The 13341-nt window shown below is 32.9% G+C and carries 10 protein-coding genes; 3 read left to right on the top strand and 7 right to left on the bottom strand.

Features of this window, described 5'->3' with window-relative positions; genetic code table 11:
- The first annotated feature begins 112 nt into the window (after window positions 1-112).
- Window positions 113-2677 (top strand): TonB-dependent receptor domain-containing protein, encoded by a 2565-nt coding sequence (locus EG358_RS10590; protein WP_076558957.1) that lies wholly within the window; start codon window positions 113-115, stop codon window positions 2675-2677.
- 55 nt (window positions 2678-2732) lie between these two features.
- Here the strand turns inward: EG358_RS10590 and EG358_RS10585 are convergent, their stop codons facing one another.
- The 3 genes from EG358_RS10585 to EG358_RS10575 form a co-directional block, all read right to left on the bottom strand.
- Window positions 2733-3167, bottom strand: coding sequence for an adenylyltransferase/cytidyltransferase family protein (locus EG358_RS10585; RefSeq protein WP_076558959.1), 435 nt, complete (start codon window positions 3165-3167; stop codon window positions 2733-2735).
- Window positions 3168-3192: 25 nt separating this feature from the next.
- A complete protein-coding gene (gene galE, locus EG358_RS10580) occupies window positions 3193-4215 on the bottom strand; it encodes a UDP-glucose 4-epimerase GalE (protein WP_076558961.1) in 1023 nt (340 codons plus the stop codon).
- A 433-nt stretch (window positions 4216-4648) separates the two neighbouring features.
- Window positions 4649-5773 carry a DegT/DnrJ/EryC1/StrS family aminotransferase gene (locus EG358_RS10575; protein ID WP_076558965.1) on the bottom strand — a complete coding sequence of 375 codons (1125 nt, stop codon included), beginning with the start codon at window positions 5771-5773 and terminating at the stop codon, window positions 4649-4651.
- Window positions 5774-5936: 163 nt separating this feature from the next.
- Here EG358_RS10575 and EG358_RS10570 point away from each other — a divergent pair, with 163 nt between their 5' ends.
- Window positions 5937-7538, top strand: coding sequence for a S8 family serine peptidase (locus EG358_RS10570; protein WP_076558967.1), 1602 nt, complete (start codon window positions 5937-5939; stop codon window positions 7536-7538).
- Between the two features lie 5 nt (window positions 7539-7543).
- On the opposite strand, the gene EG358_RS10565 is transcribed toward EG358_RS10570, so the two are convergent.
- The 3 genes from EG358_RS10565 to EG358_RS10555 all read right to left on the bottom strand — a co-directional run bounded on the left by EG358_RS10565 (window position 7544) and on the right by EG358_RS10555 (window position 11143).
- Window positions 7544-9190, bottom strand: a complete 1647-nt coding sequence (locus EG358_RS10565; protein WP_083677000.1) for an alpha/beta fold hydrolase — start codon at window positions 9188-9190, stop codon at window positions 7544-7546.
- Between the two features lie 126 nt (window positions 9191-9316).
- Window positions 9317-10447, bottom strand: coding sequence for a peptidogalycan biosysnthesis protein (locus EG358_RS10560; RefSeq protein WP_076558969.1), 1131 nt, complete (start codon window positions 10445-10447; stop codon window positions 9317-9319).
- Between the two features lie 72 nt (window positions 10448-10519).
- Complete coding sequence (locus tag EG358_RS10555; RefSeq protein WP_076558971.1) at window positions 10520-11143, bottom strand: hypothetical protein; 624 nt, start codon at window positions 11141-11143, stop codon at window positions 10520-10522.
- A 68-nt stretch (window positions 11144-11211) separates the two neighbouring features.
- Between EG358_RS10555 and EG358_RS10550 the strand changes: the two genes are divergently transcribed.
- The gene (locus tag EG358_RS10550; RefSeq protein ID WP_115596423.1) at window positions 11212-13104 is read left to right on the top strand and encodes an ABC-F family ATP-binding cassette domain-containing protein; all 1893 of its coding nucleotides are present in this window, start codon (window positions 11212-11214) and stop codon (window positions 13102-13104) included.
- A 66-nt stretch (window positions 13105-13170) separates the two neighbouring features.
- Here the strand turns inward: EG358_RS10550 and EG358_RS19660 are convergent, their stop codons facing one another.
- Window positions 13171-13329 (bottom strand): hypothetical protein, encoded by a 159-nt coding sequence (locus EG358_RS19660; RefSeq protein ID WP_159436360.1) that lies wholly within the window; start codon window positions 13327-13329, stop codon window positions 13171-13173.
- Window positions 13330-13341 lie beyond the last annotated feature (12 nt).

Below are 13341 nucleotides of genomic sequence, written 5' to 3'. Positions count from 1 at the left end.
CGACCTATCTATTAAAAATAATAAACGAATCGTGAAATTCTAATTTTAAAAGGTTTAATGAATTAATAAAATTAAAGCCTTTTTGATTACAATTTTATCTAAAGAATACCTTATGAATCAGACGGAAATAATCAGTATTTTCACAAAGAAAACCCTAGGACTTACTTTTGTATTATCTGCAGCAGCTTTTGCTTTTGCTCAGGACAAAGTAGGAGTTTCGGGTACTATAGTTGATAAAAGCAACCAACCTGTTGCTTATGCTTCTGTAACTTTTAGCAATAAAGCGACTAAACTGTTGAGCGATGCGACGCTTACCGACGAAAAAGGAAACTACAAACTAGATCTTACGCCCGGTAATTACGATGTTATCGTCGAAGCAATCGATTACAAAAAAAGCGTTATCAATAAGCAGATTACAACCGCTGGAAGTATTGGTGCACTTTCTATAGAGCCTGAGGCAACAAATACCAATCTAAAAACGCAGGATATTCAGGGCGTTGTGATTACAGCAACGGCAAAACCATATAAAGTTGAGCTGGATAAAAGAACGTATGACCCGTCTCAGGATATTGTGAGTAAAGGTGGTAACCTTCAGGATGTTTTATCAAATGTACCATCGGTTTCTGTAGATACAGACGGAACAGTTTCGATGAGAGGAAGCTCAAACGTTCGTTTTTTAATTAACGGAAAACCTTCTGCTCTTCTTGGAATTGATGACGGAGCCAATGCATTACAAAGTATTCCTGCCGATCAAATTGAAAGAATCGAAGTGATTACCAACCCTTCTTCAAAATTTGAAGCAAGCGGAACTGCAGGTATTTTAAATATTATTTTAAAGAAGAATAAAAAGACAGGTTTCAACGGTAGTGTTACCGGAACTTTAGGATATTTACCTCAAACCAACTTAAACACAAATCTGAGCTGGAGAAAAGGTAATCTTACCTGGTTTTTGAATGGTGGCGGTGGTTACCGTGAATCTAAAAATACGAATAGAACTGATAATTATTTTACTAATGTAACTAAGATCGGAAGTACTGTTCAAAGCAACCAAGAGAACATTAGTGAGAGCCAAAATAAAAATTATAATGCTTCGGGAGGAATTGTTTATGATTTTTCTGATAAAACTTCTTTTAACTTATCGGGAACTGTAAGAACATTTGATAGCGAAAATTCTGGTAACGTTACTTATAATAACCAACTTTTTAGCGCTCCTGATACTTTTAGAAATAGATTAACCAACAGTGTTAATAATAACCTCGCATTTCAAGGTGACATAGGACTAGACCATAAATTTGACGATAAAGGTCAGAATATTGCTTTATCATTGAGTTTACAGAGCAACAGATCCTACAACGATACCAACATTGATGAGACCAATAATGGTAACTTTGAACTGCAGAATATCATCAATCAAACTACCAAAAATAAAACATTAATCGGTAAAGCGGATTATGAACTTCCTATTGGAGAGAATTCTAGAATTGAAGCAGGGTACAGAATTGATATTAATCAAAATGATTATGATAATGATGTAAGAGAAAGTACTGTGAATGTTCCTTTATTGAATTTCTTAGGAACATATACTTATGAAGCCAGATATAAAGAAATGTTTAATGCGGGATATTTACAATTTAAAAGTAAAATTGGAAAATTAGGTTATCAGGTAGGAGTAAGAAATGAATACTCAAATATAGACATTGATTATGCAAATCTAAACCCTGAAGATGAGGATATCAGAAGCAGAAAAAGTTACAATAATCTTTTTCCAAGTGTTTATTTGAGTTATGAATTAGCAAAAGACAGTCAGTTTTTACTAAATTACACTAGAAGAATAGACAGACCAAGATCTTTCTTTTTGATACCTAACCCTAACTATAATGACAACCAAAATATATTTGATGGGAATATCGATTTGAATCCTTCTTACGTTGATTCATATGAATTTGGTTATAGTATTTCTAAAAAGAAATTTACAATAAATCCAACTATCTATTATAGACATCAAACAGATGATACAAAAATGTTGGTTTATAATGAGAAAGAAACGTTTACAAATAGCCTTGGCCAGCAAGAAGACCGAATTGTTTTCCATACAAAACCTATCAATTTGGGATCTGATGACCGTTTCGGTTTAGATTTAAATTTTAACTGGGATGCAACAAGTTGGTTAAAATTTTTAGGTAATGTTGATTTATTCGGGTACAAAACAAAAGGTAGTGTACTTTATAACACATTGGATAATGATGGAAACCCGATCATAGCAACAGCAGATTTTAACGGTAGTGGTTTTTCTACAAGAGCAAGATTGACTTCCACATTTAAAATTGACAAAACATTTAGTTTCCAGTTGCAAGGTTTCTACAGAGGAGGACAAAAAACTGCTTATCAGGATAGAAAAGATATGTATGCTTTAAATTTAGGAGCATCAAAAACAATTTGGAATGGTAACGGAACATTGTCATTTAATGTACAAGATATTTTCAATACAAGAGCAATGAGATCTACTACTTATGGTGAGAACTTTACTCGAGAATCTTACATGCAATGGCAGCCAAGACAATTTGCGGTATCTTTAACTTATAGATTCAAGCAAGGTGAAAAGATTGAGCAGCCGAAGAGAAAGAAAGACGTAAATTCAAATGCTACAGGCGACGACCAACAAGGCGGGCCAATGTAATATCATTGACAATCAATCATAAAAAAGTCCCGAAATTAATTTTTCGGGACTTTTTTTATTTCAATTTTTGCATTTCAGCTTCATATATTCTTTTCCTTAAATCGCTGGAAGAAAAACGGTGATCTCTTTTATTATAAAAAATCTCAATACCTTTTTCCTCACAATATTTTTTACCTGTGAAGTCACGATCGAAATAATCATCTCCGATAATTCGTACATCAATCACAAAAGACTTTAAAATATCTTCTAAATCTTGTTCTGTATAATAAGGAATAATTTCATCCACTGCATTTACAGCTTTGAGCTGGATATATCGCTCAACAATCGTTTGAGTGGGTTTATTCTTTGTAGGACGATCATGTGACGGATCAATCTGTAAGCCAACAATCAGGTAATCACAAACCGTTTTGGCTTCTTCCAACATTTTGATATGACCTGCATGCAGTAAATCAAATGAGGAAAATGTAATGCCTATTCTTTCCGTTTTCATATTATTTATACTGTTATTTGTAATTTTAATTTTTTCGCGACACCAAATATTTCTGCCATTCCCATACCGTTTTCAAAGCTTCTTCCAATGAAGTTTCAGATTTCCAATTAAGCTCTTTTTCCGCTTTATCAGCATTAGCATAAGCAACAATGATATCACCTTCTCTCCTATCGCAAATCTGATAAGGTACAGCAACTTCATTTGCAGATTCAAATGCCTGTACTACTTCCAAAACTGATGAACCTCTTCCTGTGCCCAGATTATAAATATCAATTACGGTTTCTTCAGAATTTTTATTCATTAAACTTTTCAATGCAGCAACGTGAGCTTTCGCCAGGTCTACAACATAAATATAGTCACGAATTGCAGTTCCGTCTTCCGTAGGATAGTCATTACCCCAGATATTTAGTTTCTCACGGATTCCTGCAGCTGTCTGCATCAAATAAGGTACCAAATTATTCGGAACTCCGATCGGTAATTCTCCCAATAAAGCTGACGGATGTGCTCCAATAGGGTTAAAATATCTCAAAAGGCAGATTTTGCTATGATAAGCTTTGGCAAAATCTTTTAAGATCTCTTCTCCCATCTGCTTGGTTTTCCCGTACACACTTTCCGGCATTTTTAGCGGGGTCTCTTCATTAATTGGCATTTCATCAGCTTGTCCGTAAACCGTACAAGATGAACTGAAAATAAAATTTGAAATTTTTCTGGCTTTAAATTCCTGAAGAATATTGATTAGCGAAAAGAGATTATTTTCATAATAATCAATTGGTTTTTCCTGACTTTCGCCAACTGCTTTAAAAGCTGCAAAATTAATGCAACCCTCAATCTCATGTGCATCAAAAACCTGATTAAGAAGTTCTTTTCTTTTCAGATCAAAAGGATAAAATATAGGTCGTTTACCTGTAATTTCCTCAATATTATGTAAAATAAATTTTTCTGAATTAGATAAATCATCAACAATGATTACTTCAAAGTTATTATTGATTAATTCTACAACGGTGTGAGAACCGATGTATCCAAGTCCGCCTGTGACTAGTATTGCCATTGTTTATTTATGTTTTTTTAATCTTGTTTTTTTCCTAATTCATCTAAATCACTGTATTCAATTGTTGAAGTTTTATATTTATTTACAATAAATATCGACAGCGAAATAATAAAAATAAAAAAAATTAATCCGTTAGTATCGCTTGTGTAAAATCTATTAATAATCAAGTCTTTAATTAAACCATAAGCTACAAACCCTAACATTATGCAGAGATGTACATTTGTTAATATAATACCTTTTCTATTTTTTATTATAAAAAAATAAAATTGTAAAACTGATATAGTTAATAAAAAAACAATAAATATAAATCTCACTGGTTTCGTACTTATGCTGATATTAAAAAGTATTATTATATAAATAAAAACCATGAAAAGTGTCAACATTTTGCTGACTATATCTACAAAATCATTAGAAAACAGATTTCTTTTTTTCATTATCCCATAAACTCCAACACAGCATCAGTAATATACTTCAACTGTTCTTCATCCAATTCGGTATGCATCGGAAGAGAAATTACCTGATCCAAAAGCTTATCTGTATTCACAAAATCTGCATCATTACTTTCCTGATAATACGCTTTTTGTTTTCTTAAAGCCACAGGATAATAGATCATCGCCGGAATTTCTTTTTCAGTAAGGAATTTCTGTAATTCATTACGTTTCCCGTTTACAATTCTTAAAGTATATTGATGAAATACGTGAGTTGAGTTTTCTGCTCTTTTCGGAGTCAGAATATTTGCATGCCCCGCAAAAGCTTCATCATAATAATCAGCTGCTTTTCTTCTTGCATCGTTATAAGAATCAAGATTCGGAAGTTTTTTTCTTAAAATTGCAGCCTGAATACTGTCTAGTCTTGAGTTTACTCCTACTTCGTCATGGTAATATCTTTCGTACATTCCGTGGTTTACAATTCCTCTTAAACGGTGAGCCAGCTCATCATTATTGGTGAAAATTGCCCCACCATCACCGTAGCAACCTAAGTTTTTAGATGGAAAAAACGAAGTCGTTCCAACTGTAGACATCGTTCCTGCATGTCGTACGCTTCCGTCTGAAAAAGTATATTGAGAACCGATTGCCTGTGCGTTGTCTTCGATTACAAATAAATTATGTTCTTCAGCAATTTTTAAAATCTCTTCCATATTGGCACATTGTCCGAAAATATGAACCGGAATAATTGCTTTTGTTTTAGGAGTAATTGCCTTTTTTATCGCTTCTGTAGAAATAGTAAAAGTATCGTAATCTACATCTACCAAGACAGATTTTAGTTTTAATAAATGAATAACTTCAACCGTGGCTGCAAAAGTAAAATCAGCGGTGATTACTTCGTCCCCTTCCTGTAAATCTAGTCCCATTAAAGCAATTTGCAAAGCATCAGTTCCGTTAGCACAAGGAATTACGTGTTTTACATCCAGGTAAGTTTCCATTTCATTTTGGAAAGATTTCACTTCAGGTCCGTTAATAAAAGCAGCAGAATCCATTACATTTAAAACCGCATTGTCTACATCATTTTTAATTTTGTAATACTGACTTTGCAAGTCAACCATCTGTATCTTTTTCATATGTAAATTTTATTTTTTAAGTTTTGTTTAATTGCTTTTGTGTTTTAATCTTTTTTTCATCAATAAAGCAATTTCTCAAACGAATATTTTCGTAAAAATAAGGATTTTAAAGTGCTATCAAAAATTTTATTGATTTTGTTTTATCTTTATCAAAAATTATTAGATGAAAAAACTTTTACTGTTTTGTTTTTTAGCAGGTTACTTCACGGTTTCCGCTCAAACCGAACTTGTTTTTGTTTATTTTACCGGCAAACCCAACAAAGCGGCGTTTTATGCTAATCCTCTTACCGAGCTTAGCCAAAAGTCGCTTGACAGGCGTACCGCTTTGGGGATTGTGCTCAATGATCAAGATGCTCCCATTGAGCAATCTTATATTCAAAACTTACAAAATTTGGGATTCACCATCACTGATTATTCAAAATGGCTGAATGGTGTTGCCATAAATGCGAATCAAGCGCAGGTAAACTTAATTAAAACACAGCCTTTTGTACAGTCGGTGGAAAGTTTTGCTAAAAATTCTTCTTTAGTTTTAAAAACCCAAAATACCAATAAATGGTCAGAATTTGAATCAACTCAGAAAAACCAAACTGTATTCGATTATGGTTCAGGGTCTGAACAAATCGATCAAATCAATTTAAGACCGCTCCATCTTGCAGGATTTACCGGAACAGGAGTAACGATCGCTGTTATTGATACCGGATTCCCTACCGTAAATACGGGTTCTGCATTTTCAAGATTATGGACGAATAATAAAATAAAAGGCGGCTACGATTTTGTTTCGAAAGGCACAGACATCTACAATCCTTCGCTAAACAACCATGGAACGGTAGTTTTAGGAGCAATTGGCGGTTATATTGCCGATACTTTTGTAGGTTCTGCACCTGATGCCGATTTTTATCTTTATCGCAGCGAAAATTCGACAGTTGAAGTTCCTGAAGAAGAGTTGTACTGGATTGAAGCCGCGGAAGAAGCAGACAGAAAAGGCGTTGATATTATCACAACTTCTTTAGGTTACAATAATTTTGATGACCCAAAATACAGCTACACTTACAATGACATGAACGGTACAAAATCTTTTATCGGAAGAGCCAGTGAAATTGCTGTAAACAAAGGAATTTTTGTATTAATTGCAGCGGGAAATTCTGGTGAAGTTCCTTGGCATTATATCACAACTCCGGCAGACAATGTGAAGGTTTTTAGTATTGGTTCGGTAGACTCTGCAGGAAATGCTTCTGCATTTTCATCATACGGTCCCAATTCTTTAGGAATGATAAAACCGGATGCAAGTACAAGAGGAACTTCGTCAACAACAGTGAACAATAACACTACAATTTCAGTTTCGGGAACATCCATTGCAACGCCTATTGCTGCAGGTGGAGTTGCCTGTTTAATTCAGGCTTTCCCGACAATGAACAGGGATGTAATGAGAACTAACCTAAGACAGAGTGCTTCATTATTTCCGGCTCATAATGATCAAATGGGATATGGAATTCTTAATTTTGGAAGTTTTTATAATTCTACATTAAATACTTCAGAGCTCGTTAAAAAAAATACAATAGCGATCTTCCCAAATCCCGTAAAAAACATCCTGAATATTGCGACTGAAGCACAAATTATTTTAACGGAGGTTTACGATAATCTGGGAAGAATGATTTTAAAATCTGCTCAAAGATCTATCAAAGTAGAAGATTTCGCAAAAGGAACTTATTATTTAAAAATTCAAACTAAGGATAAAGTGTATTATGAAAAGTTTCTGAAACAATAAACTGATTATTTTTTCAAAAATTCTAAAATATCCTGATTAAGCTGATCTGCATTTTCGAAAGGAATCATGTGAGTGGCATCTTTATAGATTTTCAGTTCTGAGTTAAGGATTTGTTTCGCTAAAAACTCGGTATGACTTTGTTTAATGACATCTTTTTCACCTGCAATGACCAGTACTTTATTCTGAATTTTGTTGAGTTGTTTCTCGCTGATATTCGGTTCTTTCAACATCAGTTTCAACAGTCTTCTTTCATTCAGTTTTTCAGGACTATTTTGCAGCTGTAAAACTTTATATTTAATATTAAAATTATTGATTAATTCCTGATCAACACCATCGGGAAAAGCGTTTGCGCCTATCGTAACCAATCGATTTAAATTTTGAGGATATTTTAAAGCAAATTCCAACCCTGTATTTCCACCGTCACTCCATCCTGCAATATTGATTTTTTGTAACCCCAAATTATCAGCCAAAGCTTTTACATCATCTGCAAAAATCTTATAATTAAAATCATTTTTAGTTTTATCGATACTTTTTCCCTGCGCTCTTGTATCCATCACAATCACTTTATATTGCTTTGAAAGTACCGGGATTTGCTGGTAAAAATCTTTAATACTTCCCGAATTTCCGTGAAGTAAAAAAAGCGGTTCACCTTCACCATACACTTCATAATAAAGGTCTGCGTTTTGCAGCTTAAATACCTTTCCAACTTCACTATTTTTTCCGAAAACACTTTCTTCAGATGCAGCCTGATAAATGCTTACATCCGGAAAAAGAGAAGCAACACTTGCATCACTCAATTCTTCCTGTTTATTTTCATCTTTTGCATTTTTATCAACCTTCACATCAATATTTATGGCCGGAGCAGCAATAGTCATTTTCTTCCATTCATCATAAAACTTTCTAATATATCCCGTTCTGAAAAGCGCAGCACTGATATTTAGCTTTCCTTCAAACTCTCTTAAAAACTGAATTCCCACAAAAAATTTTCCCTGAACCCAAATATTTTTGTCATTCACATCCAAAGTAAAAGTTCCGTCAACAATTTTATCTTTTGTTAATTCAACCGTAATTTCTTCATCCAGAATACTTTCGTTCGGCAAACCATTCTTTTCGTTATAGATCGTATACCGCATAATTACAGGTCGATCTGCCGTAATACTTGCAATATTCAGATTGATATTTTTAATTTTTGATTTTTTACTCGCTTTAAATTCCAATGCAGTTTCTCCTAAAAAATCTTCTTTTCTGAATGCGGGATTTACCGAATACATCACACTTTTAGTCTTCGTATTCACTCCCCAATTTTTATCGACTAATTTTTTAGTTTTTAAAACAACCTCCTGAATATTTTTCACTTTTTCTTTCAGATATATTTTCTGTTGATCTTGCTTAATAAAATTGGCAACAGTTTCACTAAAAGGCTCGTATCCCGCAACTTCGACTTTAATTTTGTTGGAAATATTTGCTTTAGAAAGATCAATTATAAAATTCCCTTTTTCATCGGTAATGACGCCAATATTTTCTTTCTCTACACCTATTTTTACATAAGAAACCGGTTGGTTTTCATTTTTAGAAATTACAGTTCCGGAAATGGTTTGTGAATAATAAATACTGGTGGTCAACAGCAATGGTAAAAGATTGATTTTTTTCATGATAATAATTTGAAGCAAAAATCTCAAATTCGTCTACAAATCACTCATAAAATCCTATTAAATTTAAATTCTGATTAGTTAAAAATAATATAAATAATCACATAAAAAGTGAACAGATTTCTTAATTTATTTAAAAGGTTTTCTCTGGATCCAGCCTACTTTTGGATTTAATGATGTGAAAATCTTTTCCATAAAAGGATTGATAGCTTTGTTGTTATGTTTAATTAACCCAAAGATCTCTACAGGTTCTGCACCAACCGTAGACTTTATTTCGAGAGCTGTTCTACCGAAAACAATACGTTTAGACTGATTTGAAATTCCAAATTCGGTCATATCAAAAAGCATATTCAGGTAAATCTTTTTTTCTTTTTGAATCTCTTTATCATAGCCTAAAAAATACGTATCAATATCGTTATTATTAAGAATTAAAGTATAAAAGCCAATCAGTTTTTCATTAAAAAAATATCCGAAAACTTTGAAATTTTCCTGAAGATTTTGTTTCATACTTTCAAAATGATTTTTTGTAAGAAAAAAAGTATTGAAAGGCGCATTTTCTGCAACGTTTTGATACAAAATATTCATTTCATTCTGATACTTTTTAATTGACTCAATATCCAATTCTCTTTTTTGAATTCCGTCAATCTTCTTCTTTGCAGATTTTAGTCTTGCTCTGTATTTTTTAGACAAATCATTAGAATAATCCTCAAAGCTTTTCCACTCCGGTTTTATATTTAAAATCATATTAGGCTGAACTGAAAACCTATAAAATGACTTAAATTTTTCTTTATCAAAATTCTTCAAAAACGATTTCTGATAATCTTTATAAATGACTAAAGACGTTTTCCCAAATACATTCGCTACACCTTTGGAAGCCTCATTCAATATAGTGATCGCTTTTTCGGTTGAAATTTTTAATGTATTGAAATAAAAACCGTTTTGTCCGGTCAGCATATTATTTCCCAAGATCATTACATCTTTACTCAACTGTTTAGCCAAAAAATTTCGTATGCTGCACAATATCTCCCCTTTCTGAAAGCTTTTATGCTCGATGAAATTTAAATATTGGAATAACGCTCCGCCAATCAAATCCTCATCAGAAAAGAAACCAACAAAAGAATATTTCATATTTGTTGGTTTTGATTCTTCCAAAACACAAAAATACTCTTCAGACAACATAATATTGTGTTGCCCGATTATGGAGTTCCATTCTTCAGGAAGTTCTTTAATTGAATTAAAAATCTTAAAGTTATAACACATTAAAAAGACAACAAATTCAGTTTTGATATATAATCTGTTTCATAAATCTACATTAAAATAATTACAAAAAATTCAGAATAGATTTTGAATAATCTTAAAACTTTCAGAAATTCTTTCCGGATTGGTAATATAATAGTAAACAGCATAAGGAATACCGGGTAATATTTCTAAAATGATCGCAAATAACGGCAACAGCAGATAAAGAAATATAGGAAATTTTCTTTTCATCGGAATTTTCTTGATCATTGCATTCCAGATGATTTTTATCCGGTCTCTATCATTCCATAAAATTAAAAGGCATAAGATAAAATAAAATATAAAGCGTCTTGCAAAAGCCTGCCCCATTCCAGCATCCATAAAACTCAAATCCATTAAAACAATGTTTGCAGCAATAGGAATAAAAAATACAACACCCAAAATCGCTGTTGATTCAAACAGAAGTAAGATTCCCGTAATAATTTGAAGTATGCCTACCGCAGTTTTTAATGGTTCATGATCAAATAAAAACCACATTACTTTAAACAAAGGCAAATCTTTCAACGGAACCTGCAAATCACTGGATGAAACTCCGAACTGACCATCCACAAGTTTACTGTAGCCGTACTTTATAAAAGTAAAAGCAAGTAAAAATCTTGCGACTAAAATGAAATAATCCCAATATCTTTTTTTAGGAACCAAACGTAATTTTGCAAACATATTTTTAAGGTTTAATTTTTGTATTTTTGCCGCTCAATTGAAATTTCAAATAAAATCTTCATAATATAATGAATTACGTTTCTGTCGAAAACCTTACCAAATCATATGGCATCAAAACTTTGTTTAAAAATATATCATTTCACGTAAATGAAGGTGACAAAATTGCCATTGTTGCCAAAAATGGTAGCGGAAAATCTACACTTCTGAAAATCTTAATGGGAAAAGAGATTGCAGACAGCGGTTCGGTAGTCATTAATAAAGATATTCAGGTGGTTTTGTTTGATCAGGAAATCGATTTTGATTCTGATTTGACGATTGAAGAATTTATGATGACTTTAGATTCGGCCCCAATCAGAGCGCTAAAAAACTATCACAAATCATTATTGTCTGACGACCATGATTTTATGGAAAAAGCTTTGGCTGAAATGGAAATCCACAAAGCCTGGGATCTTGAGAATGAAATGACACAAATTCTTTCTCAGCTTAAAATCACTGATCTTGAAGCGAAAATGGGAATGCTTTCAGGTGGACAGATTAAACGTGTTGCTTTGGCAAAACTTTTAACAGAAACAAGAGCCGAGCACCGTCATACTCTTTTGATTATGGATGAGCCGACCAACCACTTGGATGTGGAAATGGTAGAATGGCTTGAAAATTATTTGAATAAAGCAAAAATCACATTAATTCTTGTTACCCACGACCGTTATTTCCTTGATGCAGTTTGTGGAATTATCTGGGAAATGGAAGATCAGAATATGTATTTCCACAATGGTTCGTATGCGACTTATCTTGAAAACAAAATGATTCGTGAGGACAATATGAATTCTACGATCGATAAAGCGCAAAACCTTTACAGAAAGGAACTGGAATGGATGCGTAGACAGCCAAAAGCGAGAACTACCAAATCAAAATCCAGACAAGATGATTTTTACGAAACTGAAAAAGTAGCTAAAACAGATACCCGAAAAGAGTCTTTGGAGCTTGATTTTGAAATGAAAAGATTGGGTAACAAGATTCTGGAACTTAAAGATATTTCTAAAAGTTATGGTGATAAATTATTGCTGAAAGATTTCAGTTATTCTTTTCAAAGAGGCGAAAAGGTAGGAATTGTAGGAAAAAACGGAGCCGGAAAATCTACTTTACTCAATATCATTCAAGGTTTTGAGCCAAAAGATTCCGGAGAAATTGAAACCGGAGAAACCATTAAGTTCGGATATTTTTCACAGAAAGGCCTCAAATATAAAGAGGAAGAAAGGGTGATTGATTTCATCAAAGAAATTTCGGAAAACTTTCCTTTGGCCAACGGAAGAACGATTACTGCATCGCAGTTTTTAAGATTATTCTTATTTGACGATCAAACTCAATATTCACCGATCTCTAAACTTTCAGGAGGTGAAAAAAGAAGACTGCATTTGATGTATATTCTTTATCAAAACCCAAACTTTTTGATTTTTGATGAGCCCACGAATGATCTTGACCTTCCGACTTTAACGGTTTTGGAAAATTTTCTTTTAAACTTTCAGGGAAGTTTGATTATCGTTTCCCACGACAGATATTTTATGGATCGTATTGTTGATCACATTTTAGCGTTTGAAGGCGAAGGGAAAATCAAAGATTTCATAGGAAACTTTTCAGAATACCGAGAAAATAAAAAACTTGAAGACGGAAACCAAAAAAATGAAGATAAAAAAGCAAAAACTGTCGTTGAAAAAGTAATTGAAAAACCGGTTGTCGCTGAAGCTCCAAAAACTCAGGCTCCAAAAAAGAAACTTTCTTTCAAAGAACAGCGCGAATTGGAAACCATTGAAAAAGAGATTCCGGAATTTGAAGATAAAAGAGCCGCCATTTTGGAACAACTGAATAATGAATCTGATTACGAAAAAATATCAAAACTTTCTGCCGAATTGGAAAGCCTTGCCGAAAAGCTGGAAAACCACGAAATGAGATGGCTTGAGCTTTAAGACTAAATAAAATTAAAAAAAATAGCTATTCAGTGATTGAATAGCTATTTTTTTTATGATTTTAAATTACTTTTTCCTGATCATTATAAAAATACTGTAAAAAAGAAACGCCGTTCCCAATACAAGAAAACCGTATCGCAAGTAGATATTATCTTCTACTAAAGTCATGGCAATCCCTACAAACAGCAACCCTATTATTGTAAAACTTGAGCTTCTTTTTTGCATAATTTTGTTTTT

Source organism: Chryseobacterium indoltheticum (assembly GCF_003815915.1).
Classification (GTDB): domain Bacteria; phylum Bacteroidota; class Bacteroidia; order Flavobacteriales; family Weeksellaceae; genus Chryseobacterium; species Chryseobacterium indoltheticum.
The sequence above is the reverse complement of the archived record's forward strand: the minus strand, read 5'-3'. Positions and strand labels throughout refer to the sequence as shown.